Consider the following 23,634-nt stretch of genomic DNA (forward strand, 5'->3'; position numbering starts at 1 on the left):
TGATTAAAATTTTTCTTGTACCATAGCTAGTAAGTAGAGCCGTTCTGTTTCTACAGAATGGCATTTTTTCTCCCTTATTATTTATCAATATAATTGGTAAAGGTTCGAATGTGCCGCAGCCATTTCAATTGTTGGGAAAAGCTGTCCATATCGCATACCAGTTCTTTTCGGCTTAATTGCTTTAACTCCTCAATAGAAGTAACGCCCACCGTAACCTGTTGCAGCTGCTCCAGCGACATCCATCCCATGGCATGCAGGGAATGAATAATGATAGCAAAAGTTTGTTTGGCCCTTGCAGGATATGGCAATTGCCAAAGGTGATGGTTGATGGTGCTTGTTTCCGTCAAAAATAATTGCTTCAATGCTAAAAAGTTCCGGTACAGGTTGGGTAGTGTATAAACGCCCTTATGCACGTCTTTCCAAACATCAAATGCATCGTTGGTCAATTGCATAAGGCCAGCGGCCGGATACAATATCTCCAGTATTTTCTGATCAGGATAGTTATCGAGCAGGGAACAGAAAAGCAATACGGCATAGTAACTTTTTTTGTAAGTGATCTCCTGTAATTCCGCTGCTGATATATCGCTGTTCAACTGTTTTAGCGATTCCTGCTGCCAGTGAGCAACGGCTTGCAAATGTTCTATGAATTGTTGCCGCCGTGGTATGCTACGCAACAACTCCAGGTATAAGTCTTTTGCAAGCCGGTCGTTTTTGTTGATTGCCTTGTATTCCTCAGGAGCTGTTACCAGTGAGGTGATCTGCTCATAGTTCAGAATGTGATCATCAAAAAGATCATCGAACAGGGGCCCGAATACGCTCAGCAGAATAATACTTTTATGTTCCGCTTCACTTAATTTTTTTCCTGTTAGCTTATATACATTATCACATACCAGATTCAGGGCGAGCTGCCAGTATTTGGTAATTCTTTTAACGTCTTTTGCCGAAAATGTTTCCTGATAATCCGGCACTATAGCACGCAACAGACCGGGAAGATAACTTTTCAGATATCGTTCCTGTTTTTTGATCCGCCGGTACATCACAAGCATACAGCCAAGGATACGGATATTATTAACTGAAGGGCTTTTGCGCATTAGCAGGGTATTATTTTCCGATCACCGTCCAGTCGTGGTTACCAAAACCTTTATTGATGAACTCGTCCATAAGGGCGGCGATAACCGGCATAAGTACCAGGTGGTTGCCGGCTTGTTGGGTAGCATCCAGAAAAAGCTGGGTGTCTTTGCGCGCCATATTCAGTTCCCACGATGGTTTGCTTTGATCGGGAGCCGCCATACGTTGCAGGCGGCCTGATATAAGTGTGCCGGGGTTCCACATACTGAAGAGTTGAAGCAACTCATCAAGCGAAACATCCATTGACTTTGATAAAGTAAGCGTGTCTTTCAGCGAAACCGTTAAACAAACCAGGAATGCATTACCGGCCAGTTTCATGGCGGCGGCCTTTCCAGCCTCAGCACCAAAATGGATCAGCTTGCCCGTCATTTTTGATAAAGAGGGTGTAAGCGCAGTAATAACAGCCTCATCGCCCGATACCAGCATGTACCCTGTGCTTTCCAGTGCATTAATAGGACCCATAAAAACGGGGGCATGTTGATAGGTGAATCCTTTTTCTTTCCATTCCCGGGTTCTTTGTACAGCGCCTTCTTTTGAAGTGGTAGTATGGTCAATGATAACAGCGCCGGGAGTAAGGCCAGGTTCGGCGGCTTTCAGCACGGCGTCAACGGTGGCATCGTCTTTCAGGGTAATGTGGATCTCGGTAGCGCCCTTAACGGCATCAGCTACATTGGCAAACGCTTTCGCGCCTTCTTTTTCCAGTTCCTGTGCTTTGGAAGCAGTGCGATTCCAAACCTGTACGGTTTCACCCTGTTTTATCAGGGCCCGTACGAAATTGGAGCCCAATAACCCCATTCCTAAAAATGCTTTCATGACAATATTTTTGCAAAGATTGGGGATTTTCACAAAACACCCGCATATTTCATCCTGATGAAAAAAAGTATGGAATGAGCACTGAATAGTCAATATATGAATACACAATTGTACAAAGCGAATTATTAATGGTAAATACCTGACAGGTTTAAAGTATGAATCTCGTTAGCCTTTTTCTTTGTATGTAATGTCAAAGGATAAACGATACGACACGGTAAAAAAACTGGTTACAGGAGGCTATATAAAAAAATTCTCCGAAATAATAGATACCATACCTAAATCTACCATAACCCGCGACCTGGGTATGCATCATCAAACCTTTAAGAAGGTGATGAAAAGCCCGGAAAGACTTTCGTTTACCGATGCTTTTAAAATTGCCTCGTTCATTGAAATCGATGAACGGGAAATTATGAACCTCATCTATAATGAATGGCTGGAGAAAAAAGCTAAGCGAAAGAAATAAAATAAATTCGATACAACACAAAGACAAATCAGGTCTGCCCGGCTTTCCGGAACAGGCCTTTTTGTTAATGCCTTTATATAGCTGTAAAGCAAACAATTATTACCACGCAAGAGATAAACAATAAATTTAATACTGGCTTAAAATTACTGCACATACTTTTGTGCTCATGCCCCGGGAATCCCAAACTAGCCCTAACACTGTTATTCCTCCCTTCAATAATGACCAGGAGGCGTTGTTCGAGGCATTTGTTAAGGCCACCTATCCCCGGGTGTTGGCTTACCTGATCAAGTTATCGGGACAACCAGAAGCCGCCCGTGACATCTGCCAGGATGTGTATGCCCAGTTATGGGAAAAGAAAATTTCCTTACCGGCTTCCCCCGAAGAACAGCTGTATTATTTATTTACCATGTCGCGCAATGCCTTTTTCCAATATACCCGCCAGCAACTGCGACAGGAAAAACAATTACAACTACATTACCGGCCCGATACAACTACTACAATAGAAAACCATCCCAATAACCTGGAACTGGCAGAACAAACCAAAATAATAAAGGAAGCACTCGACTCCTCGGAAGAGGTACGGGTGAAGTTTTTTTTATTGAACCGCGAAGAAGGACTCACCTATAAACAAATTGCCGAACGGGAAGGTGTTTCAGAAAAAACAGTGGAAAGATACATTGGCAGCGTGATCAGGACCCTGCGCGCGAAGCTTAAAACCTTCCTGTTTTTCTTCATCTGATTATAGTACTCACTTATTTTCTATCAGGTAACAATTCCTTAACCTGATTTACTGACGGTGCCCTCAGACTTTTTTACTTTTCCTGCAAATTGACCCTAAACCGTATGGATTTACAGGAATGGAGAAATAAAATACAGGATTATTATGCCGGTACACTGAATGTCTCAGATCGGGCTGCCTTGCTGAGCCTGTTAGAAGGTTTATCAGACGCCGACCTAAACAGGCTTTTTCCGCAGGAAGAATGGGCCGGTATAAACCCTGTACCGGTAGCTGATACGGAGATAGAAATGATGTTGAAAAAGATCCGGGCGAAAGATACCGCGAAAGTGGTGCGTATAGATACCCGTGTAAGAAAGATCCGCATCTGGAGAGTGGCCGCCATAATTCTGGTAGTGCTCACCGCCGGCTTGCTTGCCTTATTACTCAATACATCCAATCATCCCAAAAATGAACTGGCTGTTGTTCATTACCATGAGATAAAAGTGGCAGATGGCAATCGAAAGCGACTGACCCTTCCGGATAGCTCTGTTATCGTATTGAATGGCGGTAGCGTAGCGTCAGTACCCGATCGGTTTACCGGCTCATCGCGTGAGATCTATTTGCGCGAGGGGGAAGCCTGGTTCGAAGTAACAAAGAATCCTTTACGGCCTTTCATCATTCACAGTTCAAGCCTTAATGTGCGCGTGTTAGGTACTTCTTTTTCGGTACGCGATTATCCCGATGAACAGCATGCTTCCGTAGCAGTTCGCACCGGGCGGGTGGCGGTACAATCGGAATCAGACTCTATGAGGTCCATAGTGCTGGTACCAGGTAAAGGAACAGAATGGGATAAGATAAGTCATACACTTTCAGCGCAGGTCATAGATACGGCAACCATAGATGCCTGGAGGCGCGGTGAGTTTATATTTGAAAATGCCACATTGAAACATATCTGCAATGTATTGAAGCATAGATACGCCGTACAGTTCCGCACAGAAGATCAACAGTTATGGAACCGTAAATTCATTGCCACATTCAGAAGCAGCAAACTGGAAATTATATTAAAGCAATTGGAGTTAATGGGTAACATTCAATATCAATTGCAGGGTAATACTGTCATTTTTAAACCTGGCAGGCGCACAGGATAACCAAACAAGTACAGACTTAATTTTTTCTTCAGCACAAGACTAAATTTTCTATTTAATGGACCAACGCAAAAAAAGGCGGAAAAGACCGTCGGTAAATCGCCATGCCCTAACTGCAAGAAAAATGGGAAAAAGCATCCTGTTCATCAGCATGATCTTTTGCCTGTTTTTGCAAGGGATAAAAGCCCAGGATGCAGAGCCCAGGCTGGACCTGAAGCTCGATAACCAGCCGATCCTGGAAGCTTTTCAATTTATTAGAAAGAACACCAACTACGTCATCAATTACAGCTCAGACGAGATCGATGCCAGGGTGAAGGTCACTGTCAATCTTCATCACGCTACGGTAGGTGAGATCCTCGGTGCTGTTCTTAAAGGAACAGGCTATGAACAGGTGCGTGCCGGCAATGCGTATTTGATCAGGCGAAAAGTAGTTCCTCAACGCCATCAGCATACTGTCACTTACCTGAATGTACATATCACTGACAGCAAAAACCATAATCCGGTGGCAGCTGCCAGTGTAAGCATTCAAAACAGGGTATTCAATACGTATACAGACGGAGATGGAAAAGCCTCGGTCAGCATAACGGATAGTGCTTCGGTACTGGTGATATCATCAGTAGGATATGCCACACGCTTTGTAACAGTAACCAATGAAAGCAACCTCGAAGTATCCCTGGTTCAGGATATCAGGTCGCTGGGTGCGGTTACTGTTCAGGCGCAACGTAAAGTAAACAGTGAAGCCACCTTGTTGAATGAACGTAAAAATTCCAGCGTGGTATCGGATGGTATTTCTGCACAGAATATTGAAAAAACTGCCAGTCTTACCACCACCCAGGCATTGCAACGTGTAACCGGTGTTACCATCACCGATGACAAATATGTGGCTATTCGTGGTATGGGTGATCGTAGTGTGATCTCAGAATTGAACGGCGCCCGGTTGTCATCTTCCGATCCCGACCGTAGTGCCGTTCCTCTTGACCTGGTACCTGCTGCCCTGCTCGATAACGTGACTGTGTATAAGACCATGACGCCCGATAAACCGGCCGATGCTTCTGCCGGTATTGTGGAATTGAAAACAAAATCGGTACCTGATACTTTAACGTTAGAAATATCGGCCCAGCTGGGTACCAACTCTACCATTGGCGTTAACGGAAGCTACAACAGTTTTTTGGGCAGTGACATGGGATTTTGGGGACAGAAAGTAAACAGCCACAACCTTTCCGCAGATTTTTTGAATTTGAAGAACCTGTATCCGGGTGGCTTACCGCAGATACAACAACTATTTTTGCAAAGCCGTAACAGTCCTGAGATGGCAGCAGAAGCGTTGCGCATTAATAATATTATGCAATCGTTTCCCGCTGTGTTAACTACCTCCTATAAACCAGCAGCGCCCAATCAGATCTATTCTGTTTCCTTCGGTAATAAATACCAGGTATTTAAACATCAGTTGGGTATAGTGCTGGGCGCCAACTATTACAGCCGCACCGAAGACCGGTATCAGGGACAGGTGAATCAATATAGTATTTACCAGGGTATTGTTACCGGGTCGCCTGATATCTTCAATGCGTTGCACATTCCCGGTTTTATTACGCCCGACAATCCCAGGCTGGGTAAGTACCTCGGTTACCAGGAGAACTCGGGCAAAACGACTATGAATTATGGTGTACTGGGCGGGGTTACCTACCGGTTCAATGCCCGCAACCAGGTGCAGTTTCAATATGTAGGCAGCCGCGGCGCCGAAACACAGGCCAACAGCCTGAATGGTAGCTGGCAAAATACCGGTTTACAATTCCCTGTGTACAACCAGGTAAACCAGCTAAAGCAATCGTACCGCGTATTCAACACCTTTAACCTGCAGGGCGAACACCGGGTGGTATCGCAATCATGGTCACCTACGCTCAGCTATAACTTAAGCTCATCGAAATCTACATCAAACGAACCCGATTTTCGCTTTACCGATCTGGCCGATTACAGAAAAGTAGCCTATGCAGATCCCAATGGCCAGGGTATTGTAAGCGATAACTATGCTTTTGTGGTAGGTAGTGTGCATGGAGTAGGGCCTAACGGGGTGTTGAATGCCGACCCAAACGGAAGAAAATACCGTTTTCTTACCGAGAACAACTACAGCGCCAAGGCAGATCTTACGCAGCCATTCTATGTGGCCAAACAAAAACAGTTGTTGAAATTCGGATATAATTTTCTGAAGAGAGACCGGGATTTTACTGAGAATGTATTAGGATTGCCCGGTACTTCTGCCGGTGGTAACATTGGTTTGCTGACAAAAGCTGACGGTAATCTCGATCAACTGGTTTCTTATAATAACATCGGGCTTAACCCTTCGAATTTTGATGCAGAAGGAAATCCCAGAGTGGGCGGTTTTTTATACCAGATCCGCAAATCGCCCAATAACTACCATGGTACATATGAAACCCAGGCCTTTTATGGCATGTTAGATGCGCATGTGGGCGAACGCTTGCGTATTACCGGTGGTGTTCGTTTTGAAAGCACAGATATACAGGCGCACGTAGATACAGCCAATGTGTTTAATCCGCAGGTTGCTGCAGGTACCATTGGCAACAACACATCTAACCAGGGTGGTGCAACAACTCAACCCAATACAGGTTATAAAGTTGACTTCAAACCTTATTACTCTGCCAACCTTACTTATACCTGGAAGCATAACATGAACTTCCGGTTAGGTTACAGCACTACGCTGGCCCGTCCCGAATTAAGAGAGCTCACCAATATTTTCGAGTTTGATCCTTTTCAGTTTGCCGTAGTGGGTGGAAACCCCAACCTGAAAAACCAGTTCACCCGCAGTGAAGATTTCAGATGGGAATGGTTCCCCAATACAGGAGAAGTAATTGCAGCTTCGGCCTTTGCCAAACAAATAGACAATCAGCTGAACAAAGTATTCATCTACCATCCGCAAAGTGCAGTAAGCGTGTTCCCTGAATTTCCTTTGATCGAATATCAGAACGATGTGAACCAGGGCCGGTTGTTTGGGATAGAATTGGAAGTGCGTAAAGACCTGGGCCGGTTGACCTCCCTCCTTAAAAACTTTTATCTCGGAACCAACCTGATGTTTGCTTCAAGCCAGATTACCAAAAATGCGGAGCGCCTGGAAGCTTCCCGTACCATCGACCGTTCTGCTTCCGCTAAAAGCCCGCTGTTTGAACAACCACCTTATTCAATCAACGCTTATGTTGATTATGATAACAGCCGGCTTGGAACGCAGTTGACAGTGAACTTCAACATTGTTGGCGAGCGTCTGATACAGGTTCAGTTGGATGGCAGCCCGGATGTATACAGTCGCCCTGTGCCTTCACTGGATGTTGTATTTACGCAACGCCTTATGAAGCGGCTTACCATTAAAGGGTTTGCAAAAAACATCCTGAACCCTTACTACCGGGATGTATATGCCACTCCCCGCAACAATGGCCTTTATCACAACGTGCTGTATGTACAGCATCAATACCAGAGAGGAGCAGAATACGCGTTGGGTATAACCTATAAACTCTTTTAAATTATTCAATAGATGAACAGCTTTTCAAATAATGCAGGCAGGTATACACGTAAATGGCTTTCGCCGGTGTTGTCGTTGCTGTTGCCGGCGGTTTTTGTGGGATGTGCCAAAGACAAGATCGAGAACGGTTATCAGCTTTCCGGTGTTCAGGTGGCCGGTTCGCCTGGTTCAAGCGTACGCTTATTTAACTTTGCCAATGCGCAACTGGATGTTAAAGTAAATAACATCCCCCTTACGAATTTTTCGAGTAATTCAGGAGTTACAGGGACACAAATAGGGCTATCGCTTTTTCCGTCAGGAGCCTGGAAAGCTGCCGAAGATGGCGCTCCGGTGACGCTGCCTGTATCTTTATTCGACAAGGATGGCAAGGTGCATATTATCATAAGGAACAGAAGTCTCTCCGGATTTCAGGGACTGGGCTATCTGCCATACCTGAATATAGACACGGTATTTAATAACGATCCGTTCCATCCCAAAGATGTTTATGTGATGGCTTCCGGATATTTGAAAGTGATCGACCGGGACGCCACCGCCCCGGCTCAACCAGATCATTTCAAACTGCGGATAATAAACCTGGGCCAGCCGAAAGACTCAGATGCGCTTAAGTTAGGCGGATACGTAGTTCTTACTTATGCCGATGGCACACCTGTGAATGCAGCCCTCAATTATGTAAAGGACAGTACAATATCACCGTATGTGGAGATACCCTACGGATCTTACCAGTTTAAATTGTATGCAGCCCTGTCGCCCGGCGTACCTGATTATACCAAACAACTGGCAGAACTACCTGTATATCCCGTTATGGTGCAAACAGGGCCAGCTCCGGCCCAGCAAGACCTGGTAACCCGGGTGCGTGGTTTCAAACCGGGCGGTACCTACAGCATTGTTGTAACGCCCAATATAATTGGCTATAATTTCGCCACCAATGGTGAAGTACCAACTTTCTATATTATCAATTCCTACCGCATTCTCACCGAACAGTCGGCTCCCCGCAATATCAGTTGGGCCAGAATGCAGGCGGTAAATGCCTACCAGGACCAGGCAATTACTTTCCGGGTTGATGGAAACACACTGGCAAAAGACCTGGCGTTGGGCGCGAGTGGTGATTTCAATACGGTAGTACAGGGAGCACACCACATTGAAGCTATAGATAAATCAGGTAATACAATAGCATCATCGGACATTGTGCTATACCCTTATGACTTTATAACTGCGTGGGTGTACGCCAAAGAGGGTAAACCGGCCATCCTGTTCTCAAATACTGATTTCACCAGTACATTATATGCAACAATTACCGGTTCGGTTGACGATGGTACAGATGGTTCAAAGAATACCTGGAGCCATCCTTATGCCATACAAACAAGGTACTTGAACCTGAGCGACGTACCCAATGTAACCTTTACAAAAGATGGGGCCCTCTTCAGTCCTTATATAAGTGGCGGCGGTATTAATCCGGGCCAGAACGATACACTGGCCTATCCGCAGGCTTTTATCAATCTGCAACCAGGCGTTGCCATCAACAACAATCCTTTTGTGGTATTTCCTACAGCAACGCCTCCATCTGGTTGGACAATAACCCTGAATGGTTCCACTTACCAGGAAGGCGGTGGCAACAATAAATTGGGACTGGCAGCAAGCAACCCGCTTCCTATCAGGGCTTTTCAAAGTACCCCGGCAACTGGTGTGTATGAAGGCCTGATACCTGGTTCATTGCTTGAAAGTGTGGCCCCGTTGAAAGAAGAGGATTTTGCCAGTGGCACCCTGATCTATCCCGATGGTAAGCGGCGGGCCGAGAACGGCTTTTATACCGTGGCCATTATCGGCAGCGCATCTGGCACACCTGCGCGTAAGCTGATTGTAGTTAAGCACAATAAATAATTCTTTTAAATCAAGTCAATAATATATGCATTCCGTGTTTCGTATAAAAAAGGTGATTCAGCGTTTGGCGATAGTGGCTGCATCATCGATGACTCTTACGGGTTGTTATAAATACAAGGAGTTGGAGCAGGTTCCCAATGCGGCATACCTCAGGGTATTTAATTCTATCCCATTTACAGTTGATGCCCTGCACGCCGGTCAGGCCGCACCTTTCCTGTGCTTTTTGGTTGATCCCGTGACTGATGCAGATGGGATACCAAACGGCGGGGCTATTTCGGGTGACTGGCTGCAAACGCGAAACGCGTTCTCCCTGTCCTATGCAGCCGATGCAGCTACCGCGCTGAATGCCCAGCAGAAACAGAGTCAGATAAATGCCGGGCTGCCTACTGAAGATGTAGTGAATGCCAACTATGAATACCCGGGCAAATTGCATGTACTGACTGCTCCTGCCATGAATGGCATGGACCTGTCGGCCTGGGCACAGATACCTTCTGGTAAACACCGGTTTGTTTTTGTAGCGCGGCCACAGGATAACAGGCCTTTTGGTGAGTTGCCTGGCACGTTGCGAAAAAATATGATCATCGATACTACGATCGATCTTGAACCCGGAGAAGTGTATACCATGAGCGCGCTGGCAACGGATATAGACAAGAACCAATATGGAGTAAATGTTCGCCAGGAGCAGTTTGTGCATGAAAATTTTGATCCGGGCCGTGTGTATGCAACCTTCTACAACCTGTCGAGCGTACGCCCATACCTGGCTTCCGATCCGCATTTTCCCTCATACTGGAATTTTGCCGATACTTTAGTGGTTTCCTATACCTGCTGGGTCAATGATGATAACCTTAGCAATAATGTGGCCTCGCCACAGTGGCCGCTCAATGGGTCAAACAATGTATACATGACCACGCTGTACCGTGGAAAAAGTGATGGCGTATTTACATCGCTTCCTTTCCTGACACGGGAAAATTTCTTCGATCAGCAGGGGGTATTGCGAACCTGGACTTTTCTTAAACCCGGCTCAGCAACCAAATCAGGAACGCTGCCTTATATCAGCTTTAAATTTACTGACCCTTCGCCGCTGAGGTCAAAATATGGCAACTATCCCCTTTTGTTGTGCAGCGCTGATCCGGCCGTGTATAATACACTTGAAAATTTAAATATAAGCACTGGTTCTCCTTTGCAAGGCCCCAACCCTTCGCTGATCTACCAGCCCAATCTGTTCGGCGTGGTACAGTCGGGTGGTTCGGTGAATATATATCCAACTGTTAACATTTTCGAGATCATTAACGACAAAGTGTACCTGATGCAACTGCAACGCAATTTTGAGAAAGTGCCTCAATAAAATTTTATCTACCAGGAAAACATACTAAAACTATGCATACATTATTTCGCCGGAGTCATGGGATCATTTTAGCAGTAGGGATACTGCTGATGGCGGCATGCTCCAAAGACGACGATACAGCACCGCCTGCAATATCCGGTGCTGTAAATACAACGGTTCAACCGCTGCAGTATATGTTGGATAACAATCCGCCGTTCAGCAACTTCGATACGCTGATGAAAGTATCGGGCTATATGGATAGCCTTGGTAAAGGGAACTTGTATACGCTGTTGGTCCCTGATAATAATGCTTTTAAGAATGCCAATATGCGGTTAGACAGTTTGCTGGCACTGCCCAAAGATTCATTGAAGGTTTTTGTGGCTATGCATATGATGCACGGCAGGGTTACTACAGATCTGGTACCGCAGACCATCACGAATCCCATGATGGCTGTAAACGGACAAACGCTGTACATGAGCAAACCTATCATCCTGGCCTACCTTTACGCATACCCCGAGTCGGTAAAACAGTACCAGAGAACGCTGCGCGTTAATGGCGTTACCACCAACCTGGTTGACCAAAAGGCTACTGATGGCACACTGCATGTATTGGACTGCCCGTTGCGGGTGCCTTACCCCACGGTGGCTGGTTACCTGGAATCGCGCCCTGAATTCAGCATGTTTGTAGCCGGCCTTCGCAAATTCAACCTGTTCGATCAGTTGAAGGGTAATGGCCCTTATACGGTTTATCCTACCAGCAACGATGCCTACATACAAAGAGGCATCACACTCAGCATGATCAACAGCGATACGTTCGATGCCAAACATTACCAACCCTGGTTGTACACGGTAACGGTGACCCCGAGCAGAACGTTCATAACCGATTTTCAGGATGCCCAGTTGCCGAACAATGGTCTCCGTTACAGCGAATACGGGACCGTGCAGTATAGTACGTTTGGTGCCTTCTCCATGCAGGTTACCAATTACTTTTCCTTTTTGGGACCTAACTATAGTATCTACAACAACATCGGGCCCCGGAATACCAGCAATACACGCGACCAGCAGCCAGCAGTTAATGGCGTGGTTATGCCACTAAGCGATATTCCTGTTTATCCGGACAGTGTACATATCAATCAATAATCTTTATAAAAACTCATTATATGCATCACAGAAATCAGTTTTTTACAGTTACACTTTCCCGGTGGATAAATCGTAGTTTTTTTATCGGGGTAATGGGCTGTGTTGTTCTTTCCTGTCAGAAGAAAGGAGACGATGATTTTGTTGCTGCAAAACCTGCAGTGAGCGATACTTCCTCTGATCTCAGGGCTACTTTAAGGAACACCCCTTTTACCCTTTTTCGTCAGGCGGCCGAGAAAATAAACCTCGACAGCCTGTTGCCAGGCAGTGGTTACTTTACGGTGTTTGCACCTGTTGACGAGGCCATGACCGCTGCGGGATTAGATCAGGCAAAAATCCAAAGCCTGTCTGTCGATTCACTGAGAAAGATCATTATGTTTCATGTGGCGCAGGGCTCTTATGGCGCCGGGGCACTTTCTTCGGCACTGTGCAACATAGAAATGAAAACGCTGCGTCTGGATGCAACCATTGATCTGCAGTATACAGGCACCTCGTTGTATCAACAAAATCTGTATGTTAAAAAATCAGGCGCCTTGTATATAAACGGTGAGCTGGCTAATAATGAAAATGATACGGCCTGGACTGCCTCCAACGGCTACATTTGGCCCATACGCGCTGTATTAAATGCCCCTACGCAAAATTTATGGAATTTAATAAAAAGCAGACCCGAGCTGAGCCTGTACTATACTGCCATGCATATCAACGATAGCCTTTACTGGTGGAATTATCTGCTGCCCGATCCATTGCCACCAGGACAAACCTGGTATCAAAAATCAGTGGCAGGCGATTCTATCAGCTTCAACTTTATAGTATATGAGAACCTTCCTAATACGCAAACCTATGGGAGATCACGACCAACTGTATTTGCCCCAACAAACGATGCCTTTCATGCAGCAGGGTTTTACACATACGACGACCTGCTGAAGTATAACCGGGATGTAATTCCAGGCTGGACGTATGATGAAAACTGGAATGGGACCTGGGCAGATCTGCCGCTGGATTCAGTGCTGAAGAACCATGTTATCCTCAATGTAAATGAACAGAATGTCAAACCGGCCTTTTCAAACCTGAGCCTGTACAACGATCTTATGTTCAATCCAAACATTAATAACGGCAGTTTCAATAATCTGTATTATTGGAATCTGGGCAATGGGAATATAGCCCCTACTCCAAATCCATTGTTACAGTTTTCAGCGGCCAATGGGGCTGTAAAAATTAAATACAAACCCAATATTGCACCTGTCGATCTGCCTGCCGATAAAAACCGCCACCTGATGGCCACTAATGGCGCGATCTATGAAATAGACAAACTATTCTTACCCCAACCTTAAAAATCATCGATCAATGATCAATAAAAGTTACAGATGGCTGTTGGGCATTGCAGTTTTGGCAATGACTATGGGCGCGTGTAAAAAAGATACGAACGACAACGGCTCGACTGCTCCTGTGCAGCAATACGATAAGGATTATTACGGCCGGCAGTCATTTATTATAGCGCTTAACGGAAGTTATGAACGGTATGATTCGGCCCTGAAAAAAACAAGGCTAATAGATACCCTGGCAGCTCCAGGCCCGTTCACTACCTTCCTGCTTACCAACAATGCATCTACGTGGGTGTATAATTTCCCCAATAACGTTGATGTAATATTAAAGTCGCTGATAGTACGGGGAGATGTTTCTCTTAAAACAATGCCGTTTGGGGCCAACCAGCGTTTTACCACTATGGCGGGCAATCACCTTTATATAAGTAAATACCCGGCAGGTGCAGATTCTGCCGCCTGGGTGGTGAATGGAATACCACTGAATACGATTGACATTTCCGCTACCAACGGGCATATCAATGTGGTTGATACCGGTGCTATCCCACATATTGAGAAGTACGCAAGTGTACTGGCTTATGTACAGAGTTCTGCCGATCTCACCTTTTTCTCTTTAGCCCTGAAGAGAACAGGGTTGGAAAAATTGCTGGGAGATACAGCCCATACTTTCACGCTGCTGACCCCTACCGATGCGGCGTTTAAAAAGAGTACCGACACATCGCTGAACACCTATGACGGCCTGCTCGCAGCAGATACAGCTAAACTGTCCCGGTTAATACGTTTTCACATCCTGGGCGACAGATACTTCTATACAGACTTTACGCGGAAGGCAAGTACTGACACGGCAAGGCTCGCTTCCCTGTTACCTGACGCAGTAGTTAATTTTTACTACTCGACCAACTGGCCGGGCGGAAATTACTTTATCGGTGGTGTTAAACCTCCAGCTGCCACTGCTGCCGGAATATTTTCACCTTCTTATGGTACTTACCTGTCTGACAATATCGCCGCCAATGGAGTGGTTCATGAAATAGATAATGTTCTATTACCTTAAAATGAAATGCACAATGAACATATTTCAAATAAAATGGAAAAAAGCCTGGGTATGGTTACTGTTGCCGGTGATGGCTTCGTGCAGCAAGAAGGACTACAACGCTACCCCTGATCAACATACGCTTAATGAATATATACAACAGGGCGACAATCTTACGTTGTTTAAGCAAGCCCTGCAAAAAACAGGCCTGGATACTGTGTTGGCAAAGGGAGGTCCTTATACTGTTTTTGCACCTATAGATAGTGCGTTTACAGCTTCAGGATTGACATCCGATAAAATTGCGGCTTACCCCGCAGATCAACTTAGGGATATACTGGCTTTTCATATCATCCCCGGCCGCATAGGCACCGGATCATTAACAGGCTTTTTATCAGATAGTATGCAAAGCCTTAATAAAACAAACATCCCTGTAGTTACCCAAAACTATTATGGCACGTTCCTGAATGGGATGAAGGTTACGCAGGGCAATATTAACCTGGCCGACGGAGTGCTTCATAAACTGAGTGCCATTGCTTTCCCTGCCAACGGCGATTTACTGGCGGCGATCGACAGCCTGCCCAACACAAAAATGGCTGCCTGGATCATTCATCACTCTGTTGGCCTGCTTCAGTTTACCCAGGACGTAACACGCATGTTTGCACCAACGCCTCCCAATTTTCAGGGCTATCATGTGGTGAATTTTTTCGGAAATTCTGCACCGCCGTACACTACCTGGTTTGTTCCTTCGGACAATGCCTTTAAAATGTATGGATACAACAGCATCGATGACCTGGCTAAAACAGACACCGCTGTACGCAGCAATATGCTTACCAGCTGTATATTATTAGGGATGTATTTCACTGCCGATTTTTTAGGTGGGCGTTATACTGGCAATGGATATAGCCATGGCGGCATAGTAGCGCCTGATAAACCGCTCATTTTAAATTTGGCAAACAGCGCCTATCTGGCCTATTATCAATCCAACGGCTCATGGGCATATGTAAATATGATCAATACCAGTGGGTCCTATGAAATAGGGAATGATGGCATGAGCCTAATGGGGTCAGGCATTACCACGCCGGTACATATCATTCAACCTAATATTGTCAGCACCACAGGTATCGTACACGTTATTGACCAGGTGTTTGCTCCCAACGGAGATTATACTCCAAAGGGACCACAACCATAAGCATAGTAAAGAAGCACTCCAAATAATTATTACATGAAACGAAGTTTTTCTCTTTTTCTTCATACTTCCCTCTTGCTGTTAATTTGCCTGCTGGGCGCATTACACAGCTATAGCCAGGAAACGCGGGGCGCTTTCAGGGGTAGAATAACAGACAGCCTGAACCACCCGCTGGAAGGCGCCACCGTGCGGGTTATTCACGTACCAACCGGCACGCCATATACTACTACCACGTCAAAAGACGGCCGGTATAATCTACCAGGTTTATTAGCTGGCGGGCCTTATCAATTAACCGTTACTTCCATGGGGTTTGCCGAACAGGAACAAAGCAACCTGCAGGTTGGCTTAGGAGAAGCACAGGTAGTAAACTTTACATTGAAGCCGGGGAGTCAGCAATTGGAGGCGGTGACTGTAAAAGCATCCGCAGGTCCCAGAAAGCCGGCAAACCAAACCGGTGCAGGGGTAAATATTTCCCGGGAGCAGATCAGCAACATGCCTACCATTTCAAGAAGCATTACAGATGTGACAAAATTGGTACCCCAGGGATCGAAAGACAACTCCTTTGCAGGTACCAACTTCCGATATAATAACGTAACCATCGATGGCGCCATCAACAACGATGCTATTGGCTTCAGCCCTTCTTTGGGCGGTATTGTAGGAACGTCCAATATGCCCGGTTCCAGCACCCGCAGCAATCCCATTTCCATGGATGCAATACAGGATATGCAGGTGTACCTGGCTCCTTATGATGTTACGTTGGGTAATTTTACAGGAGGTAGCGTGAACGCAGTGACCAGGTCAGGTACCAATAAAGTGGAAGGTTCGGTATATACTTTTGGGCGTAATGCAACGATAACCGGAAAAGAGAATGCAGGCGATGGAAGCAAATTGCCATCTGCCTTTCATGACAACCAAACCGGTTTTCGTGTTGGGTTTCCCATCATCAAAGGCAAGTTGTTCTTCTTTACCAACGAAGAAATAGCCCGCCGTACAGATCCCATCATGCAAGGGGCCAATAGCCCTGATATGAAAGGGGTATTAAGCCTGGATGATGCCATGCGCATACATGACACTATGGTGAACCGGTATGGATTTGATCCCGGTGCATATGGGCAGTTTAATGCGTACGCCAACTCAAACAAGTATTTCAATCGTATTGACTGGAATATTGATGGTAAAACACATCTGGCCATTCGCAACAATACTATTACGTCTGAAGCCATTAACCTGGAACGTGACCCGCAGGATTTTCGCTTCGGCAGCATCGCCTATAAACAAACGAATAATCAGTCGTCTACTGTTGCGGAGCTCACTACCCGGTTCAATAACCGGGTGTACAACAGCCTCATAGCAGGTTTTACCACCATTCATGATTATCGTACTCCTTCAAGCGACGCAGCCTTTCCCCAGGTGCAGATCGTAGGCCGTACACCCGGTACCACTATCTTCCTGGGTACTGACCGTGAAGCCAGCATCTTTAACATGAAGCAGCGCACGTTTGAGTTTACCGATAATGTATCAGTGAACCTTGGCAAACATCACCTCACTTTCGGTACACACAATGAGTTGTATAAGATCAACTATGGTTTCGTAAACTCATGGAATGGCCGGGTGGATTATGCAAGCATCGATTCGTTTTTTAACAATAGCCCCAGTCGCGTAAGAGGCAATTTTAATTATGAAAACAACGACAGGGATTATATCCTGGCCCACCCCAGTGCGGTGTTCAATGTTAATTTCTTCAGCGTGTACGCACAGGATGAAATACAGGTGAACGATCGTTTTCGCATCACTCCAGGCATACGCTTCGATTATGCGGATGTACCCAATAAGCAAACCTTAAGTGATAAAACAAGGAGCGCCATTACGGATCCGAATTATGGCAATAGCTATACCTATACCCCGTTGCGTGATATCACCAATAACTATCTGGGCCGGGTTCAGGTTTCACCCAGGCTGGGCTTTAATTACGACGTACTGGGCGACAAAAGCCTGGTTGTGCGTGGTGGTACTGGTTTATTTACTGGTCGTATTCCGTTTGCCTGGATCGGTTATGCATTCTACAACACCGGTGATAGTTATGGCTCCTATGACCAAAAAACAGATGGCGGCTTTCAATTTTTGCACGGAACAGATCCATTGAAACATGCACCTGGTGAGGGAATAGCAGGCTTTGCCCGGGATAACGGCGCTGCCGTAGACAAAAGGGGCGCTGGCCAAACCCAGGTAGACGTTATCGACAACCATTTTGTAATGCCACAGGTATGGCGCAGCAGTGTTGCGGTAGATTATACTGATCAGCACGGGTTCAAGTATACGTTGGAGGGTATGTATACCCAGGTTATAAAAGATGTGATGTTTCAGCAGGTAAACCTGAGTGATATTTCGGTAGGTGCCTTTCCATACTATTATGACACCGCAGCCAGTTTGCGTCGTCAGCCCATCTTCGGTGGTGGCAATGCCGATCCGCAATTTGCCAATGCCTATGAAATGAGTAACACGGCACAGGGGCGCCGTTTGCAGTTAACAGCCCAGGTTAGCAAAAACTTCAATAATGGCCTGCGCGCCATGGTAGCTTATACGTATGGAGTAGCAAAGGACATTGCCAATGGGATCCGTAACTCTATGGAAAGTAACTGGCAGTTGAACCAGGCGTTGAACCCCAATAACCCCGGACTGGCCTATTCAAACTTTGATATCCGCCACCGTATTATTGGTAATGTAACGTATCGTTTGCCCTGGCATAATAACAACTGGGTAAGCACTTTTGCTTTGTTTGGCAGCATGCAATCCGGCGCTCCCATTACTTACGGATTTATAAACTATACTGTTCAAAAAACGCCACAGCAGGTTAGTCTTGCCTATATTCCAAACAGAGGCGAGGCGATTAACTTTTTCAGAAATCCCGACGGCGCAATTACGACAAGTGCAGAAGAACAGGCAAAGGCCTTCAATGCTTTTATCGACGGCGATGCTTACCTGCGCACTCGCAGAGGCAGGTTCACAGAGCGTAATGGCGCCAGAACACCCTGGAACAATGACCTGGATTTTCATTTTTCACAGGAATTTGGCATCGTAACTCATAAAGATGAAAAACCCAACCATGTGATCACGTTCACCTGGGATATTTTAAACGTTACCAACCTGATCAATAAGAATTGGGGTTGGGTGTACTTCTCACCCAATACTTATAACTCAACAGCCAGTGTTGGCCTGGTACCTTTTCTTACAGGAAGTAATTCATCACAAGGATATCCTTTATACTCCTTTCAGGACCCCGGTAAACCCTATTCTGTAGATTATGCCGCAAGCAGGTGGCAAATGCAGTTTGGAATCCGATACTCCTTTTAAGAACGCAACTAAAAGCCCCGCCTCGTCCCGGTTTATCCCGGATGGGGCGGGTTTTTTTCATTTTAGTACGATAGTGATCAAAGAAAAGATGAACTGTACTTTATATGTCAGTGAATGACCTAAAAAATGTACGATCCGTACTTTCTGTAGTCATTAAATGACAGTTTTGAGGCACATAGCAATATTTCACCATTTCTTTGTGCCATGGGGAATGACCCACGTTATATTACGGTAAATAAACTGATCACGAGCCGCCAGTTGAACAGCTTCTCGGAGATCTTGAAAATTGTGCCCAAGACTGTTTTAACCAAGGACCTGGGAATGCACCATATAACGTTTAATAAGCTGATCGATCATCCTGCAGGATTTACACTTGAAAATATTTACGAGATCGCGGCTTTGGTAGGAGTTGAAAATAAGGTAATGCTGCAGTTGTTCTATAACGAGACAGGGGAAAAGAAAACAAAGCGAAAGAAATAATTCCCGGTAAAGTAAGATACACGCAAAGAGAATCAGGCCCCTTCGGGGTCTTTTTTATTAGAAAGAAGAAATTCATACAACTTTTGTACAGACTGCGCCGGAGTCTCCAGGCTGGTATCGATGATCAGATCAGGCGCGGCTGGAATTTCATACTTATCATTAACGCCGGTAAGGTTATAGATTTTGTCTGGATGATCATCATGTAACAAAGCTCTTTTGTATAGCTTCTTGGGGTCTCTTTTAATAAGCACTGCCATGTCGCATTTGACCCAGACGGTTTTAGAGTCGTATTGATCCCTCAGTTCGTTTCGGATGGCTTCAAAGGGATTGATGGCCGCAATCAAGATGATATCTGTCTGCTCCTTGAAAGACCAGGCAAGTTTCCCAAGCCGCCTGATATTTTCCATTCTGTCTTTTGGTGAAAATCCAAGGTCCTTGCAAAGCGTTTTCCTGTATACGTCGCCATCGATGATCTCCGTAACCAGGGCATGTTTTTCAAGCAGGGATTTAGCACCTGTTGCCAGGGTGGTTTTGCCTGCACCTGAAAGTCCGGTTAATTGTATGATCATGGCGTTTATACTACTTCATGAACTTTTTTATAATCCTGTTTTGCCCAACAATAAAGGCAGCTTCAAAGAGGAAGGGCATACGGGCCATTGTTTTCAGCACCCTTGTTTTTCTGCGCATATCTGCGCCGGCTCTTTTATAGAGTATTTGGTCGTAATTTTTTACAAAGGCTGCGCTGAAGTAGTTGTTGGCAAAACATTGCGTCACCTGTTCTGCGGCGAGTTTACCGCTGAGAACGGCATTGCCTATCCCATCTCCGCTAACCGGGTCAATCAGGGAAGCCGCGTCGCCTGCCAATAAAAAATGATCTCCGCTCATGCTTACCCATCGTGAACCCATGGGAAGTCCACAGCCTTGCAATGTTCCTACGGGTTGGGCATTTTTAAACTTTTCCTTTAATACAGGTGATCGATCAATAAAATCATAAAAGGCGTTTTTGACGTTGATCTTATTGCTAACTACCATATCAGATAAAATGCCCATGCCGGCATTAACCAACCCACCTTTAATAGGAAATACCCAGAAATAACCAGGCAGGTATTTTTTGTCGAAGTACACTTCGGTACAGGTGTCTTCCATGCCTGAGACCCCACTGTAATAAGCCCGCACACCGGCAACATGGTGTTTTCTGTCCATTTGGCGCGCGGTGAGTTTTTTAGCCGTAACGCCGTTGATGCCGTCAGCGCCAATCAGCATGGTGCAATCATACCGTTTGTTGGTGTCCTTTGCAATGACGGTATATCCGCTGGCAGACCTGACAACATCGCTTACCGAAACACCCTCCACTGTATGGACCTCGCTATTGTTTTTGACGGCAGCAAAAAGAAAGTTGTCGAAATGCTCACGGGTAACGGTATAAGCTTCGAGGGTCCAGGTAAAATCAAGTTTTTTGTTATTGTAATAACAAAGCGTACTGCGGGTGGGCAGTTTTTCAGTAAAGGCAGCCAGCCTTTCGGCAAACTGCGGATCTATTTCATGAAGGAATTTAATGGCGCGGCCGGGAATGGCGTCGCCACATACTTTATCACGTGGAAACTGGTGCTTGTCGATTAGGGCTACCCGCAGTCCGGAATTTTTGAGCGCCATAGCACAGGCGCAACCCGCGGGGCCTGCCCCTACTATAATTACATCGTAATGCTCACTGTTTTGAGGAGTTGCTATTGCGCTCATTTGATATTGAATTGAATCCGAAATATTACGGTCTTTTGACTTTTGTCAGATGCGGATAACTATTTTGCAGTAAGGGCCTGTCCTTCAAAAACGATCCCTGGCCAGCCATGTACCATAAATTGCCTGATGTTTTGGTGGTCAGTTCCGGTGGGTGTATTTAATACTGACTGGTAATGTTCTGCAAATAAAGAAAGGGTGTCTTCCTTGCTCAGGTTATTCAGTTGCGCAAATGCAAAAACCTTGGCGCTACCCTGATTTTGCGTAGCCTCATTGTAATTCTCGCCGTTTTTAAAGGCAGTGGGTTGATGTTGATAGTAAGTTTCTATGAACTCAATTACTTCTTTAAATGTAACGGAATTCTCCTTTAATTTTTTGAGTAGGGTAGTAAATTGCTCTTTCATGTAGCAAATGTAAGCTCAACTCTTTAAATGCTTTTTTCTTTTTCCAATCAGGTAAAAGGGTCGAAAGAAAAGGCACATATTATCAAATAAGTGTAATCTTTGTACCAAAAATCGAATTTATCATGGTTAATTTTAAAGACATTTCTGCCGGATACTCTAAATATGTTGAAGTTGATTTAGGGGCTTCCAAAATGGTCATCCTCTCTGGTCAGGTGGCTTTCGATGCTAACGGCAATACCGTTGGGAAAGATGATTTTGAGCAACAGGCCGAGCACATTTTCCAGTCTATAAAAAGCATTGTAGAAAAAGCTGGAGGAAGTATGGATAATGTTATCAAATTAACGAATTATGTGACTGATGTGGCTAACCTTCCTGTGTTCAGAAAGGTAAGAGACAAATATATTAACACCGCTCAACCCCCTGCTTCTACAACTATGGAAGTAAGTAAGTTTGTTAAGGACGATTTATTGCTTGAAGTGGAAGCTACTGCGATCATTAGTAAATAAGTAAAATAAAAAAGCGCAAATCCTTTATTGGGGATTTGCGCTTTACACGTTCAACGTGTTATTATTGCAGCCATTCGTTTATTACAGATGCATCATATTGTGTCAAAGTCACTGGCAGCAATTGATTATTATTTATGTTCCCTGCTTTATCGATCAAAAACGTTCTGGGCACAAAATCTGCCTGATAGTCCTTACATATTTTTAGATTGTTCCATCCCCTGGCTAATACATTCACCCCCTCGATCTGTAGTTCTTCCACCTTTGTTTTCCATTTGTTGGCATCTTCTTCAAAGCAAATATTTAGGAAAACGATGTTTTTATCTTTATACTTTTCTTTGATCACAGGACCGTACTTCGTAAAATCACTGATACAGACTCCGTTGGTTGCCGACCAGAAATTGAGATAGACCCATTTGCCTTTAAAGTCGGAAAGGGAAACGTTGTTGCCGTTTATATCTTCCAGGGTGAAATCAGGAGCGGGATTGCCATTTTTAATTTTGCCAAAATTCACGTCCATTGTTTTTATCCTTTCCTTAATGGAGGCATTCTGGCAAAGTGGTTTGTAGTCGTCAGACAAGCGAAGGGCTTCTGCATAGGAACCACCCCGGTATATGTCCTGAAGGTAGTTCATGATGAGCCAGTCTTTTATCACCGGAACGTTAACATCGCCAACGATTGATTGGTATCGTACCTGATAATTAATAGGGGTACTGTCTGTTTTAGCTTTTGAAGGAACCGGATCAGTATTTTTATATTGAAGCAAGAAAGTGCGGTAGAATTCTGAAGCATAAAACAGTGGTTCGTTGCCCGTAAGATATTCCTGACCTGCAGGAATAAGGGCTGCGAATTTATTATACAGTTCTTTCCCGATTATTTTTTCATTCGGCTTAAGGGCGCAGACCGGGTTAAACAAAAGCCAATTGGTCAGATGCCTGTAGTATATTTCGTGAATTGTTTCTTTAATACTGGGAGAGGGCTGTTGAATTCGTTGCAGGTAGTCTTTTAACTGCTGGTTGTAGATAACATTCAGTAAACTGTCTGATCTTTTTTCAGCAGCGGCATTAATTTCTTCAAGCCGGCCATCGAACAGGGCGGAATTATCGATCGCTGCTGTTATTTCTTTTTTTCGCTGGGGATTACTGGCACTCAGGTTATAGGTTAAAAGCGATTCATCCAGCGTTAGATCAATGCTGTCACCGGGTACCACAGGAAAACGCAGGTCCTGGCCTGAATAGTTTATAGTGACGTAGTTACCCGTTTGTAAGTTGATTTCTTCTTTAAAGTAACCGGAGTCGCTTACGAGCACAGAGTCTATTCTGTTTTGCAACATACCGTCTACAGAAACAATTATGAAATCATTTGCGGGGTGAAGAACCATTCCTTTGATAACTGTCATATTCTGGGCTATTCCAGAAAGCATAAATAGCAGCAAGCCGCCAACTAGCAGGACGCTTTTGGTCATTTTTCAATCAATTTTATAAGGGTCGAATTAC

Annotated in this window: 19 protein-coding genes; 13 read left to right on the top strand and 6 right to left on the bottom strand. The window is 45.1% G+C overall.

The genetic code is table 11. The features are described 5' to 3' along the window. Nucleotides 1-77 precede the first annotated feature (77 nt). Together BMX95_RS04475 and BMX95_RS04480 are read right to left on the bottom strand one after the other, a co-directional pair. Nucleotides 78-1,091 carry a class 1 isoprenoid biosynthesis enzyme gene (locus BMX95_RS04475; RefSeq protein WP_081198631.1) on the bottom strand — a complete coding sequence of 338 codons (1,014 nt, stop codon included), beginning with the start codon at nt 1,089-1,091 and terminating at the stop codon, nt 78-80. A gap of 10 nt (nt 1,092-1,101) precedes the next feature. Then, on the bottom strand, nt 1,102-1,941 hold the full coding sequence (locus tag BMX95_RS04480) for an NAD(P)-dependent oxidoreductase (protein WP_081198630.1): 840 nt from the start codon (nt 1,939-1,941) through the stop codon (nt 1,102-1,104). Between the two features lie 187 nt (nt 1,942-2,128). Here BMX95_RS04480 and BMX95_RS04485 point away from each other — a divergent pair, with 187 nt between their 5' ends. The 12 genes from BMX95_RS04485 (at nt 2,129) to BMX95_RS04540 (ending at nt 19,497) form a co-directional block, all read left to right on the top strand. Next, nucleotides 2,129-2,404: a hypothetical protein gene (locus tag BMX95_RS04485; RefSeq protein WP_081198629.1), complete on the top strand. Its 276-nt coding sequence runs from the start codon at nt 2,129-2,131 to the stop codon at nt 2,402-2,404. Nucleotides 2,405-2,570: 166 nt separating this feature from the next. Next, nucleotides 2,571-3,143, top strand: a complete 573-nt coding sequence (locus tag BMX95_RS04490) for a sigma-70 family RNA polymerase sigma factor (RefSeq protein ID WP_081198628.1) — start codon at nt 2,571-2,573, stop codon at nt 3,141-3,143. 104 nt (nt 3,144-3,247) lie between these two features. Then, complete coding sequence (locus BMX95_RS04495) at nt 3,248-4,270, top strand: FecR family protein (RefSeq protein WP_081198627.1); 1,023 nt, start codon at nt 3,248-3,250, stop codon at nt 4,268-4,270. Between the two features lie 121 nt (nt 4,271-4,391). After that, nucleotides 4,392-7,793 (top strand): TonB-dependent receptor domain-containing protein, encoded by a 3,402-nt coding sequence (locus tag BMX95_RS04500; RefSeq protein WP_165758856.1) that lies wholly within the window; start codon nt 4,392-4,394, stop codon nt 7,791-7,793. A 12-nt stretch (nt 7,794-7,805) separates the two neighbouring features. Continuing rightward, nucleotides 7,806-9,671 (top strand): hypothetical protein, encoded by a 1,866-nt coding sequence (locus BMX95_RS04505; protein WP_081198625.1) that lies wholly within the window; start codon nt 7,806-7,808, stop codon nt 9,669-9,671. 25 nt (nt 9,672-9,696) lie between these two features. Beyond that, complete coding sequence (locus tag BMX95_RS04510) at nt 9,697-11,016, top strand: hypothetical protein (protein ID WP_081198624.1); 1,320 nt, start codon at nt 9,697-9,699, stop codon at nt 11,014-11,016. Nucleotides 11,017-11,048: 32 nt separating this feature from the next. Then, complete coding sequence (locus BMX95_RS04515) at nt 11,049-12,134, top strand: fasciclin domain-containing protein (protein WP_081198623.1); 1,086 nt, start codon at nt 11,049-11,051, stop codon at nt 12,132-12,134. A gap of 20 nt (nt 12,135-12,154) precedes the next feature. Further along, nucleotides 12,155-13,462: a fasciclin domain-containing protein gene (locus BMX95_RS04520; RefSeq protein WP_081198622.1), complete on the top strand. Its 1,308-nt coding sequence runs from the start codon at nt 12,155-12,157 to the stop codon at nt 13,460-13,462. Between the two features lie 13 nt (nt 13,463-13,475). Further along, nucleotides 13,476-14,501: a fasciclin domain-containing protein gene (locus BMX95_RS04525; protein ID WP_081198621.1), complete on the top strand. Its 1,026-nt coding sequence runs from the start codon at nt 13,476-13,478 to the stop codon at nt 14,499-14,501. Between the two features lie 13 nt (nt 14,502-14,514). Next, a complete protein-coding gene (locus BMX95_RS04530; RefSeq protein WP_165758855.1) occupies nt 14,515-15,669 on the top strand; it encodes a fasciclin domain-containing protein in 1,155 nt (384 codons plus the stop codon). Between the two features lie 33 nt (nt 15,670-15,702). After that, on the top strand, nt 15,703-19,017 hold the full coding sequence (locus tag BMX95_RS04535; RefSeq protein ID WP_081198619.1) for a TonB-dependent receptor: 3,315 nt from the start codon (nt 15,703-15,705) through the stop codon (nt 19,015-19,017). A 204-nt stretch (nt 19,018-19,221) separates the two neighbouring features. Then, nucleotides 19,222-19,497 carry a hypothetical protein gene (locus BMX95_RS04540; protein ID WP_081198618.1) on the top strand — a complete coding sequence of 92 codons (276 nt, stop codon included), beginning with the start codon at nt 19,222-19,224 and terminating at the stop codon, nt 19,495-19,497. A 32-nt stretch (nt 19,498-19,529) separates the two neighbouring features. Here the strand turns inward: BMX95_RS04540 and cysC are convergent, their stop codons facing one another. The 3 genes from cysC to BMX95_RS04555 are packed head-to-tail and all read right to left on the bottom strand — an operon-like array spanning nt 19,530 to nt 21,635. Next, on the bottom strand, nt 19,530-20,066 hold the full coding sequence (gene cysC, locus BMX95_RS04545; protein WP_081198617.1) for an adenylyl-sulfate kinase: 537 nt from the start codon (nt 20,064-20,066) through the stop codon (nt 19,530-19,532). A gap of 10 nt (nt 20,067-20,076) precedes the next feature. Continuing rightward, nucleotides 20,077-21,234, bottom strand: coding sequence for a geranylgeranyl reductase family protein (locus BMX95_RS04550; protein WP_081198616.1), 1,158 nt, complete (start codon nt 21,232-21,234; stop codon nt 20,077-20,079). Nucleotides 21,235-21,293: 59 nt separating this feature from the next. After that, nucleotides 21,294-21,635, bottom strand: a complete 342-nt coding sequence (locus BMX95_RS04555; RefSeq protein ID WP_081198615.1) for a HopJ type III effector protein — start codon at nt 21,633-21,635, stop codon at nt 21,294-21,296. A gap of 122 nt (nt 21,636-21,757) precedes the next feature. On the opposite strand from BMX95_RS04555, the gene BMX95_RS04560 reads away from it, so the two are divergent. After that, on the top strand, nt 21,758-22,141 hold the full coding sequence (locus BMX95_RS04560) for a RidA family protein (RefSeq protein ID WP_081198614.1): 384 nt from the start codon (nt 21,758-21,760) through the stop codon (nt 22,139-22,141). Between the two features lie 61 nt (nt 22,142-22,202). Here the strand turns inward: BMX95_RS04560 and BMX95_RS04565 are convergent, their stop codons facing one another. Then, entirely contained in the window at nt 22,203-23,603 is a 1,401-nt protein-coding gene (locus tag BMX95_RS04565) for a TlpA family protein disulfide reductase (RefSeq protein ID WP_081198613.1), read from the bottom strand. Nucleotides 23,604-23,634 lie beyond the last annotated feature (31 nt).

The organism is Niastella yeongjuensis (assembly GCF_900110245.1).
Taxonomy (GTDB): domain Bacteria; phylum Bacteroidota; class Bacteroidia; order Chitinophagales; family Chitinophagaceae; genus Niastella; species Niastella yeongjuensis.

What these genes read in the sequence shown, in the direction of transcription:
- BMX95_RS04475 (WP_081198631.1), bottom strand. Translation starts at nt 1,091, where the DNA reads ATGCGCAAAAGCCCTTCAGTTAATAATATCCGTATCCTTGGCTGTATG.
- BMX95_RS04480 (WP_081198630.1), bottom strand. Translation starts at nt 1,941, where the DNA reads ATGAAAGCATTTTTAGGAATGGGGTTATTGGGCTCCAATTTCGTACGG.
- BMX95_RS04485 (WP_081198629.1), top strand. Translation starts at nt 2,129, where the DNA reads ATGTCAAAGGATAAACGATACGACACGGTAAAAAAACTGGTTACAGGA.
- BMX95_RS04490 (WP_081198628.1), top strand. Translation starts at nt 2,571, where the DNA reads ATGCCCCGGGAATCCCAAACTAGCCCTAACACTGTTATTCCTCCCTTC.
- BMX95_RS04495 (WP_081198627.1), top strand. Translation starts at nt 3,248, where the DNA reads ATGGATTTACAGGAATGGAGAAATAAAATACAGGATTATTATGCCGGT.
- BMX95_RS04500 (WP_165758856.1), top strand. Translation starts at nt 4,392, where the DNA reads ATGGGAAAAAGCATCCTGTTCATCAGCATGATCTTTTGCCTGTTTTTG.
- BMX95_RS04505 (WP_081198625.1), top strand. Translation starts at nt 7,806, where the DNA reads ATGAACAGCTTTTCAAATAATGCAGGCAGGTATACACGTAAATGGCTT.
- BMX95_RS04510 (WP_081198624.1), top strand. Translation starts at nt 9,697, where the DNA reads ATGCATTCCGTGTTTCGTATAAAAAAGGTGATTCAGCGTTTGGCGATA.
- BMX95_RS04515 (WP_081198623.1), top strand. Translation starts at nt 11,049, where the DNA reads ATGCATACATTATTTCGCCGGAGTCATGGGATCATTTTAGCAGTAGGG.
- BMX95_RS04520 (WP_081198622.1), top strand. Translation starts at nt 12,155, where the DNA reads ATGCATCACAGAAATCAGTTTTTTACAGTTACACTTTCCCGGTGGATA.
- BMX95_RS04525 (WP_081198621.1), top strand. Translation starts at nt 13,476, where the DNA reads ATGATCAATAAAAGTTACAGATGGCTGTTGGGCATTGCAGTTTTGGCA.
- BMX95_RS04530 (WP_165758855.1), top strand. Translation starts at nt 14,515, where the DNA reads ATGAACATATTTCAAATAAAATGGAAAAAAGCCTGGGTATGGTTACTG.
- BMX95_RS04535 (WP_081198619.1), top strand. Translation starts at nt 15,703, where the DNA reads ATGAAACGAAGTTTTTCTCTTTTTCTTCATACTTCCCTCTTGCTGTTA.
- BMX95_RS04540 (WP_081198618.1), top strand. Translation starts at nt 19,222, where the DNA reads ATGGGGAATGACCCACGTTATATTACGGTAAATAAACTGATCACGAGC.
- cysC (WP_081198617.1), bottom strand. Translation starts at nt 20,066, where the DNA reads ATGATCATACAATTAACCGGACTTTCAGGTGCAGGCAAAACCACCCTG.
- BMX95_RS04550 (WP_081198616.1), bottom strand. Translation starts at nt 21,234, where the DNA reads ATGAGCGCAATAGCAACTCCTCAAAACAGTGAGCATTACGATGTAATT.
- BMX95_RS04555 (WP_081198615.1), bottom strand. Translation starts at nt 21,635, where the DNA reads ATGAAAGAGCAATTTACTACCCTACTCAAAAAATTAAAGGAGAATTCC.
- BMX95_RS04560 (WP_081198614.1), top strand. Translation starts at nt 21,758, where the DNA reads ATGGTTAATTTTAAAGACATTTCTGCCGGATACTCTAAATATGTTGAA.
- BMX95_RS04565 (WP_081198613.1), bottom strand. Translation starts at nt 23,603, where the DNA reads ATGACCAAAAGCGTCCTGCTAGTTGGCGGCTTGCTGCTATTTATGCTT.